Source organism: Massilia horti (assembly GCF_004614195.1).
In the GTDB taxonomy this organism is placed as follows: Bacteria; Pseudomonadota; Gammaproteobacteria; order Burkholderiales; family Burkholderiaceae_D; genus Telluria; species Telluria horti.
In genome coordinates, this window is the sequence record NZ_SPUM01000023.1 from 63,161 (window position 1) to 83,757 (window position 20,597).

16 protein-coding genes are annotated in these 20,597 nt (G+C 67.5%); 5 read left to right on the forward strand and 11 right to left on the reverse strand.

The window, feature by feature from the left end; genetic code table 11:
• Positions 1-29 precede the first annotated feature (29 nt).
• Positions 30-734 carry a glutathione S-transferase N-terminal domain-containing protein gene (locus tag E4O92_RS03595; RefSeq protein WP_135188382.1) on the reverse strand — a complete coding sequence of 235 codons (705 nt, stop codon included), beginning with the start codon at positions 732-734 and terminating at the stop codon, positions 30-32.
• A gap of 110 nt (positions 735-844) precedes the next feature.
• On the opposite strand from E4O92_RS03595, the gene E4O92_RS03600 reads away from it, so the two are divergent.
• Positions 845-1,276 carry an EamA family transporter gene (locus tag E4O92_RS03600; RefSeq protein WP_135188383.1) on the forward strand — a complete coding sequence of 144 codons (432 nt, stop codon included), beginning with the start codon at positions 845-847 and terminating at the stop codon, positions 1,274-1,276.
• Between the two features lie 107 nt (positions 1,277-1,383).
• Positions 1,384-3,105, forward strand: coding sequence for a sensor domain-containing diguanylate cyclase (locus E4O92_RS03605; protein WP_135188384.1), 1,722 nt, complete (start codon positions 1,384-1,386; stop codon positions 3,103-3,105).
• Between the two features lie 208 nt (positions 3,106-3,313).
• On the opposite strand, the gene E4O92_RS03610 is transcribed toward E4O92_RS03605, so the two are convergent.
• The gene (locus E4O92_RS03610) at positions 3,314-4,078 is read right to left on the reverse strand and encodes a transporter (protein ID WP_135188385.1); all 765 of its coding nucleotides are present in this window, start codon (positions 4,076-4,078) and stop codon (positions 3,314-3,316) included.
• 6 nt (positions 4,079-4,084) lie between these two features.
• Positions 4,085-4,687, reverse strand: coding sequence for a DUF4337 domain-containing protein (locus E4O92_RS03615; RefSeq protein WP_135188386.1), 603 nt, complete (start codon positions 4,685-4,687; stop codon positions 4,085-4,087).
• Positions 4,688-4,772: 85 nt separating this feature from the next.
• Between E4O92_RS03615 and E4O92_RS03620 the strand changes: the two genes are divergently transcribed.
• The 3 genes from E4O92_RS03620 (at position 4,773) to E4O92_RS03630 (ending at position 7,184) form a co-directional block, all read left to right on the forward strand.
• Positions 4,773-5,489 carry a hypothetical protein gene (locus E4O92_RS03620; RefSeq protein WP_135188387.1) on the forward strand — a complete coding sequence of 239 codons (717 nt, stop codon included), beginning with the start codon at positions 4,773-4,775 and terminating at the stop codon, positions 5,487-5,489.
• A 65-nt stretch (positions 5,490-5,554) separates the two neighbouring features.
• On the forward strand, positions 5,555-6,265 hold the full coding sequence (locus E4O92_RS03625; RefSeq protein ID WP_135188388.1) for a fumarylacetoacetate hydrolase family protein: 711 nt from the start codon (positions 5,555-5,557) through the stop codon (positions 6,263-6,265).
• Entirely contained in the window at positions 6,255-7,184 is a 930-nt protein-coding gene (locus tag E4O92_RS03630) for a 2-hydroxyacid dehydrogenase (RefSeq protein WP_206076804.1), read from the forward strand. The genes E4O92_RS03625 and E4O92_RS03630 overlap by 11 nt, the downstream gene beginning before the upstream one ends.
• 67 nt (positions 7,185-7,251) lie before the next feature.
• On the opposite strand, the gene E4O92_RS03635 is transcribed toward E4O92_RS03630, so the two are convergent.
• The 8 genes from E4O92_RS03635 to E4O92_RS03670 all read right to left on the reverse strand — a co-directional run bounded on the left by E4O92_RS03635 (position 7,252) and on the right by E4O92_RS03670 (position 20,591).
• The gene (locus E4O92_RS03635; RefSeq protein WP_135188390.1) at positions 7,252-7,827 is read right to left on the reverse strand and encodes a hypothetical protein; all 576 of its coding nucleotides are present in this window, start codon (positions 7,825-7,827) and stop codon (positions 7,252-7,254) included.
• Complete coding sequence (locus tag E4O92_RS03640) at positions 7,824-11,654, reverse strand: AMP-binding protein (RefSeq protein WP_135188391.1); 3,831 nt, start codon at positions 11,652-11,654, stop codon at positions 7,824-7,826. The genes E4O92_RS03635 and E4O92_RS03640 overlap by 4 nt, the downstream gene beginning before the upstream one ends.
• Positions 11,641-13,053, reverse strand: coding sequence for an aminotransferase class I/II-fold pyridoxal phosphate-dependent enzyme (locus tag E4O92_RS03645; RefSeq protein WP_135188392.1), 1,413 nt, complete (start codon positions 13,051-13,053; stop codon positions 11,641-11,643). Before E4O92_RS03645 ends, E4O92_RS03640 begins: the two co-directional genes overlap by 14 nt.
• Before the next feature lie 24 nt (positions 13,054-13,077).
• Positions 13,078-15,600 (reverse strand): bifunctional diguanylate cyclase/phosphodiesterase, encoded by a 2,523-nt coding sequence (locus E4O92_RS03650; RefSeq protein WP_135188393.1) that lies wholly within the window; start codon positions 15,598-15,600, stop codon positions 13,078-13,080.
• A gap of 463 nt (positions 15,601-16,063) precedes the next feature.
• Positions 16,064-16,435 carry a hypothetical protein gene (locus E4O92_RS03655; protein WP_135188394.1) on the reverse strand — a complete coding sequence of 124 codons (372 nt, stop codon included), beginning with the start codon at positions 16,433-16,435 and terminating at the stop codon, positions 16,064-16,066.
• Between the two features lie 14 nt (positions 16,436-16,449).
• A complete protein-coding gene (locus tag E4O92_RS03660; RefSeq protein ID WP_135188395.1) occupies positions 16,450-17,604 on the reverse strand; it encodes an HlyD family secretion protein in 1,155 nt (384 codons plus the stop codon).
• 15 nt (positions 17,605-17,619) lie between these two features.
• The gene (locus E4O92_RS03665) at positions 17,620-19,068 is read right to left on the reverse strand and encodes an efflux transporter outer membrane subunit (protein WP_135188396.1); all 1,449 of its coding nucleotides are present in this window, start codon (positions 19,066-19,068) and stop codon (positions 17,620-17,622) included.
• Between the two features lie 20 nt (positions 19,069-19,088).
• Positions 19,089-20,591, reverse strand: a complete 1,503-nt coding sequence (locus tag E4O92_RS03670) for an MDR family MFS transporter (protein ID WP_135188412.1) — start codon at positions 20,589-20,591, stop codon at positions 19,089-19,091.
• Positions 20,592-20,597: the final 6 nt, after the last annotated feature.

Below are 20,597 nucleotides of genomic sequence, written 5' to 3' on the forward strand. Positions count from 1 at the left end.
CAGCATGCGATGACCGCGGCGACGGGGCCTCAAGGCGCAGGCGGAATCTTGAGGCCCCTGGCGACGGCGGGCCGCTGCAGGAAGGCGTCGAGCGCGCGCTTGACGTTCGGGAAGTTGTCGATGCCGACCAGCTCGCCAGCGCCGTAGAAGCCGATCAGGTTGTTCACCCACGGGAAGGTGGCGATGTCGGCGATCGTGTACTCATCGCCCGCAATCCAAGCGTGCTGCCCCAGCTGCTTTTCCAGCACGCCAAGCAGGCGGCGGCTCTCATTCACATAGCGCTCGAGCGGGCGCTTGTCCTCGTAGTCCTTGCCGGCGAATTTGTGGAAGAAGCCGACTTGCCCGAACATCGGGCCAACGCCGCCCATCTGGAACATCAGCCACTGGATCACCTGGTAACGCTGGGCCGGGTCGGCCGGCATGAACTTGCCGGTCTTGTCCGCGAGATAGAGCAGGATCGCACCCGACTCGAACAGTGGCATGGGCTTACCGTCCGGCCCGTTCGGGTCGATGATGGCCGGAATCTTGTTGTTCGGGTTCAGCGACAGGAACGCGGGCGACGTCTGGTCGTGGGTGTCGAACGAGACGCGGTGCACCTCATAGGGCAGGCCGGTTTCCTCCAGCATGATCGACGCCTTGACGCCATTGGGCGTGGGCAGCGAATAGAGCTGGAGTCGGTCCGGATGCTGCGCCGGCCATTTTTCGGTGATCGGGAAAGATTGCAGGTCGCTCATGATGCGGTGCTCATTCGTTAAGGGTAAAACGACGATTGTATGACGAAGCTTGCAAGCCTGCCGCCGCGGATGAGAGACGCGACCGTGCGATACTTGGCGAGGGAGGAAACATGAACATCATCGCAAGCTGGGTCTGGTTCGCGCTGGGCTCGGCATTTTTCGCGGCGCTGACCGCGCTGTTCGGCAAGCTGGGCGTCACCGGCCTGAATTCAAACATGGCCACCCTGATCCGCACTGTCGTGATTCTGCTGGTGACGGTCGGAATCGTTTCGCTGCGCTCGGAATGGCAGCGCCCGGGCGGCATTTCGATCCGCAGCTGGGTGTTCTTGATACTGTCGGGCATTGCGACCGGTCTGTCGTGGCTGTGCTACTACCGCGCGCTGCAGCTCGGCCCGGTCAGCAAGGTCGCGCCGATCGACAAGCTGAGCGTCGCCTTCGCGATCGTGCTGGCGGTGCTGGCGCTGGGCGAACCGCTGACCTGGCAGGTGGCGCTGGGAGGCGCCCTGATCGTCGCCGGCTCGATCGTGATCATCCTGTTGTAAGAAAATCGGAGGGCTGACAGGGCAGTCTGGTTGTGCTACGCTGGTTTTCAATTAAGCAAGATTGTTGCAAGCTCAACTCTTTGCTCCAGCGTCCTGAACAGTCCTTCATGAGACATGAAACGGCCCCGATCGAGCCGCGGGTGTCGAGCCAGTCATTTGGCCTGGCCACGCTCGTCAAATCAGGCATTTGCGCCGCAGTCGGCCTGACTGTGTTGCTGCAGTTCTTCCTGGTCGAGCATTTCAATCTGAACTCCGCGGAAACGCAGGCGCGCCTGCAACTGCTGCAGCTGTCGTGGCAAATGCGCGATTCGCTCAACCGCGTCATTGCGCGCACCATCGGCGAGGTGCGCCTGATGAGCGAACTGGATCAGGTGCGCCAGGCGCGCCGGCCGGAGGATGTGCGCCCCGTGCTCAAGAGCCTGCAGAATTCGTTTCCGGATTACGCCTGGATCGGCATCGCCGGACCGGACGGCAAGGTGTTCGCCGCCACCGACGGCCTGCTTGAACAAGTGGACGTGAGCATGCGCCCATGGTTCAGCCAGGGGATGAAGGGCCTGCACACCAGCGATTACCATCCGGCCGTATTGCTGGGTAACCTGCTCAAGTCGTCGTCGCCCGAGCCGTTGCGCTTCGTCGACGTGGCCGGTCCCATCAAGGACGAGAACGGCATAGTGCGTGGCGTACTGACCGTGCACCTCTCCTGGGACTGGGCGCGGCGCCGCGCGCGCAACCTGCTCGTGCCGGCGCTGCGCGAATACGGGGCTGAGCTGCTGGTGGTGCGCGACGACGGCGTCGTGGTGCTGGGACCGGAGCCGATGCTGGAAAAGAAGCTGGCGACCGAAAGCCTGTCGCGCGCGCAGCGCGGCGAAACCGGATCCACCAGGGAAACCTGGCCCGACGGGAAGGTCTACCTGACCGGCTACACCCAGACCGGGCTCGACGGCGAAAGCCCGGCCTTGCGCTGGTCGGTACTGGTACGCCAGCCGGAGGAGGTGGCCATGGCGGGCCCGCACGCGCTCGGGCGCTGGATGCTGGTGGCGAGCGTGCTGCTAGGGATCGCGCTGGCCGCCATCGGCGCGTTGCTGGTGCGGCGTTACCTGACCGGTCCGATTTTGATGCTGAGCGGCGCGATCGAAACCGCGGTGCAGGACGGGGCGGGCGTGCGCGGCAAGGAGATTCCGCTGGTTGACGGCTTCCACGAAGCCCAGGTGCTGTCGCACGCGCTGCGCGACCTGGTGCAAAGGGAAGACGAGCAGCGGCGTGCGCTGGAGGCGATGAACGAACAGCTGGAAAGCACGGTGGCCGAGCGCACCGCCGAATTGCGCAAACTGTTGATGCACGACGGCCTGACCGGCCTGCCCAACCGGCGCGCGCTGATGCAGGCGCTGCCGGAGGCGATGCGGCGCGCGGACCGCCTTGGCAAGCCGTGCGCGGTGATATTCCTCGACATGGATGGCTTCAAAACGGTCAACGACACTTACGGACACGAAGAAGGCGACGAGCTGCTGCGCCAGTTCGGCGCGCGCATTGCGCAGGCGGTGCGCAAGACCGATATGGTGGCACGCCTGGCCGGCGACGAATTCGTGGCGATCCTCGAGCTGCTGGCGGACCGCGCGGACGCGGAAGAAAAAGCGCACCGGCTGCTGCCGGTCCTGCGCGAGCCGTACGTGTTGAAGACCGCGACGGTTGTGGTTGGCGCCAGCATCGGCGTGGCTGTGCACCAGCCTGGGAATGCGCGCGATCTGGACGCGCTGCTCTCGCGCGCCGATCACGCGATGTATGCGGCGAAGCGCGCGGGTAAGAACCGGTTGGTGGTCGATAGCGCATGAAAGATTGCACGTCGTAGGGGGCGCGCGGCCGGCGAGGACTTCGAAACGACCTTCTGGCAGGCGCTACTAGCACGTCGTAGGGTGCGCACCTGTGCGCACGCGGTCACCGTATGCTGGCTCGCGGCTGCCGATCCACTGCGCTTCGTTCGCGAACCGCGTGCGCACGGGTGCGCACCCTACGGCCTGCCGCACGACCTGCTGCCAGGCGCTACCAGTACCTGGCCAGCGGCACCACAAATCCGGTAAAGAATGACCAACGCGGCGAGCCAGGCGTCAGACCGCGGGCAAACCCCGCGTCGATCACCAGGTTCCTGTCGGGCGCATAGGTGACGGCCGCCAGTAATTGTGCGCTCGATGGCGATCCCCGATTGCGCGTGCCCGACAACTCCCAGGTCGCCCCCCAGGCTTTGTCGATCTTGCGCGAGAACGCGGCCGAGGCGCCCATCAGCAGCCACGATGCGCCAGAGGGCGGGCGGCCGAGGCGGGTCCCGTTCAGGTTCAGGTCGACGTGCAGCGCGCCGAGGTCCTGGCTCCAGATGGTGTTGATGGTCCAGTCGGTCTTGCCGCTGCCGAGCGCATCGCGCGCGGTTGGCAGCCTTGCGGTAAGTTCGAGCCCATACGCGGTGGCGTTGTCGACGATGAACGCGCGCTTGAGAACAAGTCCCGTATCGCCAAAGCTACGCTCGCGGCCATCGCCCGTAGGCCCGGCGACGTAGGCGTCTCCTTCCAGCAGCACGCCCCAGTCCTGGTCAAACGCCAGCTTGAAGGTGTAAGGCAGGGTGTTGCGGCGCCCGTCCGGATTGTTTGCGCCAAGGACGCCGAACTCGAATTCAAGCTGGCCCGGCCGGGGCAGCTGCGCCGGCGTCGAAACTGTGGGACGATAAGGTGTTACGCTCTCATTGTCGCCAGCGCGGGCGGCGCTGTTGCAGGCCACCAGCAGCAGCGCGAGGGTGCTACGAGACAGGATGCCCATCGCCATTCAGGATAGCAGCCGGGTGAGCCAGCTCGGGTGGAGCGGCCAGGAAAACAGTCCCGCAAGGCCCATCAGCACGCCGAGGCAGGCCGGCACCATTGCCAGCACGTACAACCAGCGCTGGTGGGTCAGCGAGGTGACGGCCAGCAGCGCGATCGTGATTGCCAGAAAACCCTCCGACAGATCGAACTGGTCATTGCGCAGGCTGGCGACCTCATACGCCTGCTGATCCTGTTCCGCCTGCGTGCGCAGTTCTTCCTTCTTTTTTTGCTGGTCGGCCAGCAGGGCTTCGTAAGCGACAATCGCGTTGCGGTACCCAGCCTGCGCGGCGGCCGGTGCGGTGGCGGCGGCCAGGCGCAGTTGCAACAGCGATGCGTTGGCCACCTCCTGGCGGATGTTGCGCGCTTGATAGAAAGCCCAGTGGTCGATCTTGCTGGCCTGTGCCTGCTGCATGTCCAGCACCGTGCTGTTGTCCCTGAGCTTGCATATCACGCCAAAGGTCGAGATCAGCGCGACCGTGACCGCGACAAGCATGTTCAGGCGCGACGATTCCTGTTCGCGCGCAGCTTCGTTCGCTTGATCGATCGTCTCGAGAGGATCGAGCTCCATGCCACTTCCCCAGCAATCGGCGACGGCCCGAGTCTAATCGATTTGGGCGCCGGGTGCTTCGGCGCAGGCCATGAAAGGACCGAACATGCCCCCTCCATCTGTACGAGCATTTCTCGGCAGCCTCGTGCTTGCCTTTGCACACTTGCTGGCGCCGCTACTTGAGCGCCTGCCGAAACGCTACGTGGTCCCGCTGGGCAGCTTCGCCGGCGGGGCCGGCCTGGCCTACGTGTTCCTGTACCTGCTGTACGAGCTGGCCAAGTACGGTGCACCCAAGATCCATCAGCTCATTCCGGTCGGGCCGGAGCCGCTCGAGACGCTGTTCATCCTGCTGCTGTGCGCGCTGCTCGCGCATTACCTGCTGCAGATGTGGCTGGAAGAGCGGGCCGGCATCGACTATGTTTATGGCGGGCTGGCGATGACCTTCATCGTCTATAACTTCCTGGCCGGGGTCGGCCTGATGGAAGTGGCGCAGTCGGGCGAGGGCGGCCTGCTGCTGTACGTCGCGGCGCTGGCGCTGCACCTGTTGTTCAATGACCTGCTCCTGTCCCACCTCGGCGCGCACACGCACCATTGGCGCTGGCGGTTCGGGTTGGCGGCCGCACCGCTGATCGGCTGCGCCTTCGCGGTCAAGGGCGTGCTGTCGTTGGGCATGCAATATGCGATGCTCGCCGTGATCGCGGGAGGGACCATCATCGACGTGCTGCGCCGTGAGCTTCCCAGCGCGAATGCGGTACGGGTGGTGCCGTTCATCGCCGGTGCGCTGCTGTACGGCGCGCTGATCATCGCCAACTGGAGCTTCTGATAGTTTTCACCGGATGTGATAGGCTGCATGCCGACTTTCTGCAACCTGTTTTAGGAAGGATCAGCATGACCGAGTTCGTCATTCCCCCGCCCGCCGTGCCATCGCTGCCGGTGGCCGGTTCCTCCGCACGCTTCCCGATCCGGCGCGTGTTCTGCGTCGGCCGCAACTACGCGGCCCATGCCCGCGAGATGGGCAAGGACCCGAACCGCGAACCTCCGTTCTTCTTCACCAAACCGGCCGACGCGGTGGTGACCGCCGCAGGCAGGTTGCCGTACCCGAGCGCGACACACGACCTGCACCACGAGGTCGAGTTGGTGGTGGCGCTGGGCGCGGGCGGCGCGTCCATTGCGCCGGAAAAGGCGCTCGATTGCGTCTGGGGTTACGGGGTCGGCGTCGACCTGACCAAACGCGACCTGCAGGCGGTCGCCAAGGACATGGGCCGGCCGTGGGACATGGCCAAGGGCTTCGACGCCGCCGGCCCGTGCAGCGAGCTGCACCCGGTGAGCGAAGTGGGCCATCCTTCCGGCAAGCGCATCTGGCTGGAAGTGAATGGCGAGGTGCGGCAGGACGGCAACCTGGACGAGATGATCTGGAGTGTGTCCGATGTCATCAGCTATCTGTCGCGCTTCGTGGAGCTGGCGCCGGGCGACCTGATCTTCTCCGGCACCCCCGCCGGCGTCGGAGCGCTGAAGCCGGGCGACCGCCTGCATGGGGTGGTCGACGGCGTCGCCGAATTTACCTACACGGTCGGACCGGCGAGCGGCGATGCGTCCTGAGCTGCTGCAGATCGGCGCCTTTCCGCCGCAGGTCCAGGCGGAGATCGACGCAGACTTCCATTGCCACAGCCTGGACGCGCTTGCGAACGCACCGGCGCTGGCCGATGCCATCGTCGGCATCATCACGCGCAGCAACCAGCGCGTGCCGGCCGAAGTGGTCGAGCGCCTGCCCGGGCTGCGGATCATCTCGACCTTTGGCGTTGGCTACGACCAGATTCCGCTCGAGCTGGCCGCGCGGCGCGGCATCGTCGTGACCAACACGCCGGACGTGCTCAACGCGGCGGTCGCCGAGCTGTGCGTCGGAATGCTGCTCTCGCTGCTGCGCGACCTGCCGCGCGCGGATCGCTTCGTGCGTGAAGGGCTCTGGCGGCAGGCCCCGTTCCCGCTCGCGGTCAGCCTCGCCGGCAAGCGGGTCGGCATCGTGGGACTGGGCCGGATCGGCAAGGAGATCGCACGCCGGCTCGAGCCGTTCGGTGTCACGCTGGCCTACCACGGCCGCACCGACCAGCGGCTGGCGTGGCGCCACGAGCCGGACCTGCTGGCGCTGGCGGCCGATTCGGACATTCTGATCGTGTCCGCGCCGGGCGGGAACGGCACCGCGCGCATGATCGACGCGCGGGTGCTGGCGGCGCTGGGGCCGCAGGGCTACCTGGTGAACGTGGCGCGTGGTTCGCTGGTGGACGAGGCGGCGCTGATCGAGGCGCTGCAGGGCAAGACGATTGCTGGCGCGGCGCTCGATGTGTACGACAATGAGCCGGCGATCGACGAGCGGCTGTTCGCGCTGGAGAATGTGCTGCTCACCCCGCACATCGGCAGCGCCACGCATGAAACGCGGCACGCGATGGCGCAGCTCACGCTCGACAACCTGCGCACGTTCTTCCGTGAAGGGCGGGCGTTGACACCTGTGGTCTTCGAGTAGATCGTACGGCGTAGGGTGCGCACAGGTGCGCACCCTACGGGGGCACCGCCCGTGAGGCCGAATTCGGTCAGTGCTTGCGTCCCGCCGGCGACACCTCGTCGCGCGTCATCATGCACAGCACGATGATGGTCGCGAGAATGACGAGACCGGCGTGCCCGATGAAATCGAGCACCTGTCGATCGGCCACCGGGAAGGTTTCGACGGCGCCGGCGCGGCCGGCGAAGAACAGTCCAACCAGCACGGCCAGCACCAGCGCGCTCCACGTCAGCCCAGGCCGGGCGCCACCGATCAGCACCGCCACCATCGGGCACAGCACGAACCATGGAACGGTCGAGCTGCCCAGGCCGCCGAGGTGCAGCGCGAGCCATATCTTGAGCAGGAACAGCGCGCCGATGAACACGTCGCGCGCGAGCGCCAGCGGGGCGCCGGCGCGCAGCAGCATCGGCGTGAGGGCCATCACCGCGCCGCCACAGAGGACCACCAGGCCGGCCGCGTCGAACCCGAGCAGGTGATACATCACCATCAGGAGCGGCGCGCTGACGGCCGTGATCGTGGCCAGCAGCGCCAGGTGGCGCGCGGCGCGCCGTTCGGCACCGTCCGGGAGCTGCGCCGGGAGTATGCGGTCGAACCAGGTGAGGATCATGCAGGTTGTCCTTCCACGTCTTGCGGCAGGCGGGCGGCCAGGTAGCTCGCGAGCGAGTTCACGGTCTGGTACTCGAACAGCAGTTCCGGCGCAATCGTCGCGCCGGTCTGCTGTTCAAGGTCGACCGCAATCGAGGCGCTGGCCAGCGAATCAATGCCGATCGAGGTGAACGGGGTATCGGCATCGAGTGCGGTATCGGCCAAACGCCCTTCGCTGCGCAGCCATTTCTGTATGCAGGACTGGACCAGGTCGCGCAGCGGCGCCGGGGCCTCTTCGCGGCCGGCGGGTCGCGCCTGCACCGCCGGCTGCGCTGCATCGGGCAGGCTTGCGCCTGCTTCCTGCGCGCGCTGCTCCTGGCGCAGTGCGGCATCGAGCTCAACACCCTCGCCGGGCAGCGCCTGTTCAACGTCGCCGATCGCATCCAGGTAGCCGTTTACCTGTCGCAGCACGGCAGCGCTGGCGCTGTACGGAGTGCGGGCTGCCAGTTCGGCCGTGATCGCCTGCGACAGGGCGTCGTAGCGCCGGCGCGCCCAGGCGCAGGCGAGGGCGGCGCCTTCGAGGCCAGGCATGGCGCGTGCGCGGCGTTCCGCAGCGGCCAGCAGGAATGCCGTCGCCGCCAGCTCGCCGTGCCGGTAGTCGAGCCACTGGGTCATCGCGGCCTGGGTTTCGAACATGCGCTTGCCGGTGAGCGTGGCGACCCGGTTCGTGCTGGCGGTCAGGACCAGCTGGGCGGCCAGTTCCGGGTGCTCGAGCGTGCCGCCGATGAAGCCGGCGGCGGCGCTGTCTGGCTGGGCGAGCATCGCGCCCAGGTGCGCGTACAGGGTTTCGGTCGGGCCTTCGAGGATGCGCAGCACGCGCGCATCGCGCAGGATCTGCGGGGCGATGTTCGATTCGATGTAGCCGCGTCCGCCGAGCAGTTGCACCAGGTCGTCCGCGGCCTGCCCCAGCAGCTCGGTGGTCGCGGTCTTGCAGGCGAGGTAGGCATCGGGCGGCACCGCGGCGCCGGCGTCGATCTGTTCGGCGATCGCGTAGACCAGCGCTTCGCAGGCGTGGATGCCGGCGTTCACGCGTTCGAGGCGGGCGATCGTGACCGGGTTTTCAAGCAGCAGCCCGGTGCCGATCTCGCGCCGCGACGCATAGCGCGCCATTAGCTGGGCGCAGCGCTTCATGGCTCCGACGCACATGGCGCCGATGCCCAGGCGGCTGAACAGCATGGCGTCGCGCGCGACGTCCATGCCATCGCCCACCCTTCCCAGCACCGCGCTGTCCGGCACGAAGGCGTCGTTCATCAGCACCGTGTTCTGCACCATGCCGCGCATGCCCATGGTCAGCGCTTCCGGTCCCTGGACCAGGCCACGCGTGTCTTCCGGGACCAGCAGCGCAATGGTGCCGAGCGATCCGCCGTTTTCGTCTGTCGCCTTGGCGAACAGGGTGGTCACGCCGGCCCAGGAGCCCAGCCCGATCCACTGCTTTTCGGCGGTGACGCGCCAGCCGCCGCTGGTCTTGACGGCACGCGCACGCATCGCCGCCGGGTTGGAGCCGGCGGCTGGCTCGGTCAGCGCGAACGCGGCGAGCTGGCGGCCCGCGGCCAGCATTGGCAGCAGGCGTTCGCGCGCGGCGGGCGCGGCAAATTGCAGCACCGGGCGCAGGCCCAGGCCGTTGTGCACGCCGACCAGGGTCGCCACCGTCAGGTCCACCGCGGCCAGTTGTTCGAGCACGCGCATCAGGTCGACCGTGGCCAGCGCCGCGCCGCCGTATTGGCGCGGCGCTTGCAGCCCGAAGAAGCCATGGTTGCCCAGGTCCAGCACCACGTAGGGCGGCACCGTGCGGCGCTCGTCCATGACGCGCGAGTTGATGCGGCGCTGCGCGTAATCGCGGAACCAGGCGATCATCGCATCGGCGGTGGCCTGGCTGTTTTCAGATGCGGCGAGCGCCGGTTCGGGCTCGGGCACCGCGGCCGGCGCGCTCGGGACCGGCGGCAGCGCAGGCGGCTGGCTTGGCAGCGCGTCGCGCGCACCGCGGCGGTCGAAGATACTGCCGGGCATGACGTAGACCAGGTCGAGCTGGCCCTGCAGCGCCAGTTCCTTGCAGCGCGAACGCTGCACCTTGCCGCTGGTCGTGCGCGGGAAGGTGCCCGGCTTGACGAACACGATCGACGACACCGAGACGTCGAACTGCTGCGCGATCATCTTGCAGATGTGCTGCGCTGTCTGTTCGATCCTGGCCAGGTAGTCGTCCTTGGCGCGCAGCTTGTCTTCCTTGCTGGCGCCGGCCTGCTGGGCGGCGCGTACCAGGCTGCGGTTGGCCTCGGCGACGATCGCCAGCCGTTCCTGGCCGTTGATCTCGACCGGGAACGCGGCGCACATGTTCGGTTCGATGAAGTCGATCGCTTCCTCGATCACTTCCTCGATGTCCTGCGGGTAGACGTTGCGTCCGTTGATGATGACCAGGTCCTTGAGGCGCCCGGTGATGAACAGTTCGCCGTCATGCAGGAAGCCCAGGTCGCCGGTGCGCAAGAACGGCCCGGTATCCGAGCCGGCCATTCGCGCGCCGAACGCAGCCTCTGTGGCGTCGGGGCGTTGCCAGTAGCCGCGCGCCACGCTCGGGCCGGCGACCCAGATTTCGCCCACGCGGTTGCTGGCGACCTGGCGGCGGGTGTCGGGATCGACGATCGCGACCCGGTAGCCGGGCGCGACGTGGCCGGAACTGACGATTGCGCGCGCGTCCGGGTCGTCGGCGTCGATGTCGCGGATGCGGTTCCCTTCGAGCAGCGACTTGCTGACGGTGCGCACCAGCGGCTCGCGCCCGCGCGGCCCGCCGGCGACGAACAGCGTGGTTTCAGCCATGCCGTAGCAGGGGAACAGGCTGGTCGAGCGCATGCCGCAGCGGGCGAACGCGTTTATAAATTCACGCAGGGTGGCGGCGCGGATCGGCTCGGAGCCGTTGTAGGCGACCGTGAGGCTGGACAGGTCCAGCCCTTCCTTGTGTTGTTCGTCGATTTTCTTGGCGCAGTAGTCCCAGCCGAAGTTGGGCGCGCCGGCGCAGGTGCCGCGGTAGTGCGAGATCGCCTCCAGCCACATGCGCGGATTCTTCAGGAAGGCGGCGGGCGACATCAGCACGCAGTGAAAGCCCACGTACAGCGGCGTGACCACGCTGCCGATCAGGCCCATGTCGTGAAACAGCGGCAGCCAGCTGACCATCACGGTGTCGGGAGTGAAGCCGAATCCGTGGCGGATCGCCTCGACGTTGGAGGCGATGTTCAGGTGCGTGATCTCGACGCCCTTGGGCAGCGAAGTCGAGCCGGAGGTGTACTGCAGGAAGGCCGTCGCCCCCAATTGGACGGTGGGAAGCGGCGCGGCGGCTTCGAAAAGCTCCAGGGTGTCCGTCGCCAGGCATGCGCGGTTGGCGGCATCGACCAGCGACAGGCTGGCCATGATCGCCGCCTCGCAGTCGCTGCGGGTCAGGATCAGGGCGGGATCGGCGTCATCCAACAGCGCCTTGAGGCGGCGCGAGGCGCGGGTCTTGTGCGGGATGGTGGCGGGTACCGCGATCAGGCCGGCCAACAGGCACGCCAGGTAGACGGTGATGAATTCAAGGCCGGCAGGGTAGAGCAGCAGCGCGCGGCTTCCGGCCGGGGCGCGCTTGGCCAGGGTGGAGGCAAGGCCGGCGGCGCGCCATTCCAGTTCTCCGTAAGTGATCTCGTCGATCCTGCCATCGTCGCGCAAAAAGGTGTAGGCCAGGCGCTGCGGCGTGCGGCGCGCATGGTCGCGCAGCCGCTCGGTCAGGGATGCTGTGTGCTGGAGCTTTTCGTTATTATCGTGTTCCAAACTGTTGTGCCTTTCGGGTTGGATGGCGGGCCTGTGCGGCGGCCAGCGCGTCTTGCGCGCGCGCCACCGCTTCGCCGATGACCTGGGCCCCGCGCTTGACCTGCTGGCTGTTGTGGTTCGCCATCAGCTGCAGCCGCAGGCGCGAAGCGCCGAGCGGCACGCCGGGAAACTCGACCTGGTTGACGAACACCGACTGGCGGAACAGCAGCTTGCCGACCAGGCGCGAGACCTGTTCGTCGCCGATCAGGACCGGCACGATGGCCGACGGTTCGCCCATGCAGTGCAGCCCTTGCCCGGCCAGCAGCTCACGCATCAGCGTCACATTGCGCAGCAGGTCGGCGCGCAGGTCGTCGCCTTCGTTCGATTGTATGATACCGATGCATTCGAGGATAACCGCAGCCTGCACCGGCGAGAGCGCATTGGAAAACATGTGCGGGCCGGCGAACAGCTGCAGGTGGCGCTTGACCGAGCGGCTGGCGGTGGCCACGAAGCCCCCGTTGGACGAGAAAGTCTTGGAAAACGCGCCCATCACGATGTCGATCTTGCCGAGCATGCCCTGGTTGCCGATCGCGCCGCTGCCGCCGGGACCGAGCGCGCCCAGGTCGTGCGCGACGTCCACCAGCAGGGTCGCGCCGTATTCGTGGCACAGCACCTGCAGCGCGGGCAGGTCGGGGCTGTCCGAATCCATCGAGAACAGGCCTTCGGTCACCACCAGAATACCGTTGTCGCTGTCGCGCGATCGGATCGCGCCCAGCAGTTCACGCACGTGGGCGACGTCGAGATGGCGGTTGACCACCACGTTGGCGCGGCTGGCGCTTGCGCCCTGGCGCAGAGAGGCGTGGGCAAACTGGTCGATCACGATGTGGTCGCCCGGCTGCACCAGCGCGGTAATGGCGCCGAACGCCGCGCCCCAGCCGGTGGGGAACAGCGTGATGTGGGAGGTAGCCAGCAGGCTTGCCAGCGCGCGCTCGAGGCGCAGCGAATATTCAGTATTGCCGAGCAGGACGGCCGAGCCGGCGCTGTGCGGGCCGGCGTCGTGCAGGGCGCGTTCGGCCGCCTCCAGGATCGCCGGGTGCGAGGCCAGCGACAGGTAGTCCTGCGAGGCGAAATTGACGCCGCGCGCGGCCGCTCCGGCTTCGTCGCGGATGCTGGCGATCGGGTGCGGCGCGCCGTCCAGCGCGCGCGAGTACTGCCACACGCCGTGGCTGCTGCGCGCCGCGTGCCAGCTTTCGAGCGCGTCGATGCGGCGCATCAGGTCGGCCCCGCGCGGCTGGGCAAACTGGGCGGCATTGCCGTCCAGGGCGCCTGCGTCGAGCATGGCGTCGATCTCGCGCTCCCACTCTTGCTGCGCGTCGGCCGACTCATCGCGTTCGACTGGATCCTGGGCTTGACTGATCATGATGGGTCCTTTTTCTCTCTGCTCTCACGCGGCCAGAGGGCCTTGCGCCTTGATGCGCGCCTGCTGCTGTTCGAGCAGCGCCGCGATCCGGTCCGCATGCAGCGGACGGTTGAAATAAAAGCCTTGCGCCTCGTCGCAACCCATGGTGCGCAGCTCCTGCACCTGGTCCGCGGTCTCCACCGCCTCCGCGATCACCCGCAGGTTCAGGCGATGTGCCATGTCGATCACCGATTCGACCAGTACGTGCGAACGCGAGCCGCTGGCATGCTGGGCCAGGCGGCGCACGAACGAACCGTCGATCTTGAGCACGTCGGCGGGCAGTTCGCACAGGTAGTTCAGGCTCGAATAGCCGGTGCCGAAATCGTCGATCGAAATCTTCACGCCGAGCGCGCGCAGGCTGGTCATGGTCGCCAGGTGAGCGGCCGGGTCCTCGATCAGGATGCTTTCGGTGACCTCCAGGTCGAGGCAGTGCGGGTCGATCCCGGTGTCGGCGATGGTCCCCAGCACGCTGGCCACCAGGCAAGGGTCCTTGAGCTGGCGCGCCGACAGGTTGACCGCGACCTTCAGCGCCGGCAGGCCGGCCGCGACCCAGGCACGCTGCTGGGCGCAGGCGGTGCGCAGCACCCAGCCGCCGATCGCGACGATCATGCCGGTCTCCTCGGCCAGCGGGATGAAGCGGCCAGGTTCGATCCGGCCCAGATCCGGATGCTGCCAGCGCAGCAGCGCTTCGACGCCGACGATGGCGCCGCTGGCCAGGTCGACCTGCGGCTGGTATTCGAGGAACAGCTGGCTGCCGCCGAGCGCTTCGCGCAGCCCGTTCTTCAGGTCGAGCCGTTCGTTCGGCGCCGACTGCGGTTCGGATGCGTACACCTGGATCATGTTCTCGCCCCACGACTTGGCGCGGGTCATGGCGATGTCGGCATGGCTAAGCAGGGTGTCCTCGTCGGCGCCGCCGTTCGGGTACACCGCGATGCCGATCGAGAGGGTGACGAAGCAGGCGCGGTCCTGCACCGTGAACGGCAGGCGGAAGCAGTCGAGAATCTTTTCGGCCACCTGCACCGCGTCGGACTCGTGGCTCAGGTCCTCGAGCAGCACCACGAACTCGTCGCCGCTCCAGCGCGCGATGGTGTCGCAGTCGCGCAGCGCGGCGCGGGTGGTGGCGCCGACATGGACCAGCACCGCGTCGCCGCCCTCGTAGCCGAAGGCGTCGTTGACTTCCTTGAACTTGTTCACGTTCAGCAGCATCAGGCCGACCATGTTGCGGTTGCGGACCGCGCGCTCGATCGCGTGGCGCAGGCGGTCGCGCAGCATGCGGCGGTTGAGCAGGCCGGTCAGGGTGTCGCAGCCGGCGGCGTCGATCAGGGCCGGCGGCAGCGAGGAGATCGGCCTGGGGTCGGGCAGTCCCGGCATGTCCTGCTGGCCGTAGCACACCACCTGGTCGCGGCCGTTCGACTTGGCCAGGTACAGCGCCTCGTCGGCGCGCCCGACGGTCTGCGCGATCGACTCGTTGGTGCGAAATTCCGCGATGCCGATCGAGACCGTGACGGATAGGTCGGGCAGGCTGGAAAAGGCGAGCTTGGATATCTGCGTGCGCACCCGCTCGGCCAGCGCCCTGGCTTCGTCGATCGAGGTTTCCGGCAGCATCAGGAGGAATTCCTCGCCGCCGTAGCGTCCGAAGGAGTCGCTTTCGCGGATCTGGCGCTGCACCGTGGCCGCGAACTCGCGCAGGACGGTGTCGCCGGCCGAGTGGCCGTAGGTATCGTTGATGCGCTTGAAGTAGTCGATGTCGAGCAGGCACAGGCAGAACAGGCTGCCCAGGCGCGCGGTGCGCTCCTTTTCGTTTTCGATCAGCTTGATCAGGTGGCGGCGGTTATGGCTGCCGGTGAGCTCGTCGCGGATCGCCAGCTCGTTGATGATCTTGAGCGCCTGTTCGAGCTTGATGAAGCCCTGGGTCTTGGTCAGCTCGAACAGCAGCACGAACACGACCACCACCACGTACAGGCCGATATCGCACAGCAGGTACAACAGCTGCATGTCCTTGACCGGATGCGGCGGCGCCGGCACGCCGGCCACGTGCAGGCCGTAGATCACGCCGACCGCGGCGCAGCTCATCGCCAGCCAGAACAGGGCGGTGCCCACGCCGCCCAGGAACATCGCGACCACCGGCGCGGTGATCAGCCAGCCGACAGTGGGCGCGTTGACGCCCCCCAGGTAGTACGTGAGCCAGGTGAAGTTGAAGAAAACCGCGCAGAGAAATACTTCGCGCGCGAGCACGATGCTGCCCGTCGCGCGCAGCAGGAATGGCGCGATGAACATGAAGGTGCAGCAGGCCAGGATTTCGTAGGCCGCGCTGTGAAAGCCGAGCTGGAAGTAGGCTAGCGCGTAGAGCGGGCCGGACAGGGCCGCCATGACCACCGCGTTGACGACGTTTTGCGCGCGGGTCAACTGGGCGGTGTCATGTTGGGCGTCCAGTGGAATGAACCATTGGATGGCGCCGATGTAACGATCGACCCATCCGGACCCAAGGACTCCCAGCGGCTTAGCCATAATGTTGCTCCAGGCGGGGAAAAAACCCGCTGCGAGATGAAGGATTGATTTTTGTGTTCAGAAAGACGATTTTCTGGATGGTAACATTCCGGAATGTCGGTCGCCATAGAATTTAGCATGCATACAACAGTTCTGGGAAGTCATAGTGGGAAGGTAACTTTTGGCGATGCAGGCTGTAACAAAAGAGGGGGTGGCGGCGCCTTGCCAGACACAGGTTTCGATCGTTGCGAATGCAGGTTGAGGAGGCCGTAATCGCGATCCAGAAGAGGTGGCGGCCGGCGCCGGCGGGATGCGGGCGTACCGCGTGCGCACAGGTGCGCACCCTACGGTGGCATGCCGAAGTCCGTAGGGTGCGCACCTGTGCGCACGCGCTCAACGCTGGCGGGACGCCAACGTCGGCAGCCGTAGGGTGCGCACCTGTGCGCACGCGGTCAACGCTGGCGGGACGCCAACGTCGGCAGGGTCAGCGCACCTGGCCGCCCACCAGCGCCGCCATCTGCGCCAGCAGGGCAACGCGCGCGGCATCAATCCGGCCGCTGTCGGTCTTGGAGGAGAGGGCCGCCTTGTCCTTGCGGCCCAGGAAGGGATCGGCGCCGCTGGATAGTTGGCGCTGCGCCTCCTTAATCGCGTTCTTCCATTGATTGAAGCCGGGCGTGATGCCGACGATGACGACGCGCGCGCCAGTGTTGACCGATTCGAACGGGATGTAGCAGGCGCGCAGGCGTCCTTCGCCGGTGAGCGTGAACGCGTCCGGAATCTGCGCCGGGGTGGCGATCCGCGCCAGGTCCGCCGCGCCGATCGCGGCGGCGTAGCGGGGAAAGAGCACGTCATTCATCGCTGCCGGCTGTCTTAGTTGGCCAAATTCTTCCTGACGATCGCCTCGGTTGCAGAGCGCGCCTGTTGCAGCGGCTGGGCCAGCACGGCGGTCGCCAAAGCCGGGGCGGGCGCGGCGGGCAGGCCGGGCGCGCTGCCTTCCTTGTGCGTGATGTCCACGGCCACCGTGGCCGACAGCCCGACGCGCAGCGGGTGTGCCGCCAGTTCCTTCGGGTCGAGCGCAATGCGCACCGGCACCCGCTGCACCACCTTGATCCAGTTGCCGGTCGCGTTCTGCGCGGGCAGCAGCGAGAACGCGCTGCCGGTGCCGGCCGACAGGCCGACCACCTTGCCGTGGTAGCGCACCTTGCTGCCGTAGATGTCGGCCTCGATGGTGGCCGGCTGGCCGACGCGGATGTCGCGCAGTTCCGATTCCTTGAAATTGGCGTCGACCCACAGCTGGTCGAGCGGGACGATGGACAGCAGCGCAGTGCCCGGCGCGATGCGGCTGCCGACCTGCACGCTGCGTTTGGCGACGTAGCCGGAGACCGGCGCCAGCACCGCGGTGCGGCGCGCGGCCAGCCAGGCGGCGAGGTAATCGGCTTTGGCCGCCTGTACGTTGGGGTGCTCGCCCGGGTCCACGCCGGATACCTCGGCCCGTGCGGTCGCGAGCTGCCCGAGCGCGACGTCGAGCGCGGCGCGCGCTTCGTCGACTGCGCTTTTCGCATGCGCCAGGTCCTCGCCCGAGACGATCTGGCTTGCCGCCAGCGGCGTGCGGCGCGCCAGGTCTTCCTGTGCGGCCTTGAGTGCCACCTTGCGCTGGGCGACAGCGGCGTCGAGCTGGCCGACGCTGGTGTAGCGGCCGCGTTCCTGGCGCACCACCGTGCCCAGGCGCGCTTCGGCCTGGGCCAGCGCCACTTCGGCGTCGGACGGATCGAGGCGGACGACTTCGGCGCCGGCTTGCACCATCTGCGTTTCGTCGGCGCCGATCGCGATCACGCTGCCGTTCACCTGCGACGTCACGGTCACCAGGTTGCCGCCGACGTAGGCATTGTCGGTCTCGACGTGCTTGGACAGCACCAGCAGGTGGTAGGCGCCAAAGGCCAGGCCGGCCGCGACGAACGATCCGGTAATCCCGAGCATCAGGGCGCGGCGCTTGGTCTGGTTGGGTGCAGTGATTTCGGTAGTCATGTGGGCGAACTGGATTTAATGTTGTGCGGATACGGCCTGCGTTGGCGCGGCGCGGTAGCCGCCGCCGAGCGCCTTGACCAGCGCGACCTGGGTCTGCAGCTTGGCATCGATGATTTGAAGGCTGACATCGTGCTGGTGCAGCACGCCGATGCGCGCCTGGATCAGGGCTGCGCGATCGAGCAGGCCCTGGCTGAAGCGGGCCTTGGCATGGTCCTCGAGCTGCGCCGCGGCCAGCACCGCGCCAAGGTGGGTTTTCTGCTGCTGGTCGATGCCCTGCAGGGTGGCGCCTTCCTCGGCCACCTCGCGCACGGCGCCCACGACCGACTGGTTGTAGTCGGCGATGATCTCGTCGCGCCGGGCGCGGTCGGCTGCGAGGCCCGCTTCGAGCCGGCCGCTGTCGAACAGCGGCAGGTCGAGCGCGGCGCCAGCCAGGAGCGTGCGGCTGCCGTAGCGCAGCAGCTTCTCAAGCGAGACCGAGTCCAGGCCGATCGCGGCGGACAGGTTCAGGCTCGGGTAGAACGCTGCTTCGCTGGCCTTGACCCGGCCGAGTGCGGACTCGACGCGCCAGCGCGCGGCCTGCAGGTCGGGCCGGCGCGCCAGCAGTTCGATTCCCAGTTGCTGCGGCAGGCTGCCGGGCGCCGACAGCGGCACACGGCGTTGCAGGTTTTCCAGCGCTTCGCTGTCGGCTCCGATCAGCGCGCGCAGGGTTTCGCGTTCGCGCGCGGCCTGGGTCTGGTAGCGGCTGGCTTGCTCGAGCAGCGTCGCCAGTTCCAGCTCGGCGCTGCGGCGTTCGTCGATGGTGGCCAGCCCGTGCTTGATGCGCGCAGTGCGGTCCTCGACCAGCTGGCGCTGTTCAAGGGCCAGCTGGTCCGCGTTGTCCTGGCGTGCCCACAGCATCTGCAGGCGGAAGTAGCTCTGCGCGACGGCGGCGGTGAGAAGCTGTTCGGCCTGGCTTGCCTCGGCCTGGCGCGCGTTTTCTTCGCCCAGCGCGGACGCCACCTGTGCCCGGTGCCGGCCCCACCAATCGAATTCGTAGGCGGCGCCGACCTGCACCGAGGTGTCGTTGAACCAGGCCCCGCCGATCGGCGGCGGGAACAGGCCGTTGGAGGAATAGCGTTCGCGGTTCAGGCCCGCCGTCAGGCCGGTCTGTACGCCCGCGGCGGCTCGCTCGCCGGCAACCGCGGCACGTGCCGCGGCAAGGCGTGCGCGGGCCACCGCCAAAGTAGGGGCGTCGTTCAGGGCGCGCGCGACCAGATTGTCGAGCTGGGGATCGCGGTATTCGCGCCACCATTCGCGCACGGGCCACGCGTCGCGCGCGAGCTTGATGGAGGCTGCGTGCTGGACGCGGGCGAAGTCGGGCGTGGCGGGGATGGCGGTGTCAGCCGGTACGTGGGCGCAGCCGGCCAATGCCAGCAAGGCGCCGGCCGTCAGCGCGGCCGCAAGAGCAGGGGAAAAGAGTCGCAACGTGGTTCAGGCTTTCATGGTTAATCGGCGTGCGCGGCTTCCGGTGTGGCGCTCGGCGCGCCGCGCTTGGGCGGGCGGATCAGCGCCAGCATCGGGATCACGGCGGCGGTCAGGATCATCATCAGCCAGAAGTCGTCGACGTAGGCGATCATCGACGCCTGGCGCGTGATCTCGGCGTTGAGCATGGCGGCGCCGGCGCTGCTGGCCAGGTCATACCCGCCTGAGGCCGCGGCGAGCGCAGGGTTGGCAAGGTCGACGTGCTCGCCGAGCGCGGCGTGCGCGGTCTGGGTGTTGCGGGTCAGGAGCGTCTGCACCAGCGCGATGCCGATCGAGCTGCCGATGTTGCGCACCAGGCTGTACAGCGCCGTGCCTTCGGCGCGCATCTGGGGCGAGAGCGTGGCAAAGGTGGCGGCCGACAGCGGCACGAACACCAGGCCCAGGCCGATCCCCTGGACCACGCCCGGCCAGACGATGTTATCGGGCGCGAGCACCAGCGTGTACCGGGTCATCTGCCACAGCGAGAAGGCGGTGATCGCAAAGCCCGCACCGAGCAGGATGCGAAAGTCGACGCGCCCGGTCAGCCGGCCGACGACGAGCATCGCCAGCATCGTGCCTAGTCCGGACGGTGCGGTCACCAGGCCCGCCAGCAGCGCCGGGTAGCCCATCAGGCCTTGCAGCATGGTGGGCATCAGCGCGCGGGTGGCGAACAGCACCATGCCGACGATGAAGATCAGGAGCAGTCCGGTGACGTAGTTCGAATTCTTCAAGAGGCGAAAGTCGACGAACGACGTGCCCGGCGCGCGGGTGATGGTGTGCGCGATGAAGTAGGCCAGGGACAGCGCCAGCAGGATCGCCTCGACCCAGGTTTCGGTGGAGCCGAACCAGTCGTTCTGTTCGCCGCGGTCGAGCAGCATCTGCAGCGCGCCGATGGCGATCGACAGGGTGACGAAGCCGAAGGTGTCGAACCTGACCCGGCGTGCCGCCGCGGTGGGGCGGATGTAGCGCAGGATGCCGTAGAACGCGAGCGCGCCGACCGGCACGTTGATGAAGAACACCCAGCGCCAGTTGTAGCTGTCGGTCAGCCAGCCGCCCAGCGAAGGGCCGAGGATGGGGCCGATCATCACGCCCATGCCCCACACCGCCATGGCCGAGCCGTGCTTCTCGCGCGGGTTAATGTCGAGCAGGACCGCCTGCGACAGCGGCACCAGCGCCGCGCCGAACACGCCCTGCAGCATGCGTGCGATGACGATTTCGGCCAGCGTGGCCGAGATCCCGCACAGCACCGAGGCGACGGTGAAGCCGGCCACCGAGGCGAGGAACACGTTCTTCAGGCCAAAGCGGTCCACCAGCCAGCCGTTCAGGGGCGTGGCGATTGCCGCGGCGACGATGAAGGAGGTCAGCACCCAGGTGATCTGGTCGCCTGACGCCGACAGGCTGCCCTGCATGTGCGGCAGCGCGACGTTGGCGATGGTGCCGTCCAGCGCCTGGATGACGGTGGCCAGCATGATCGACAGGGTGATCATGCGGCG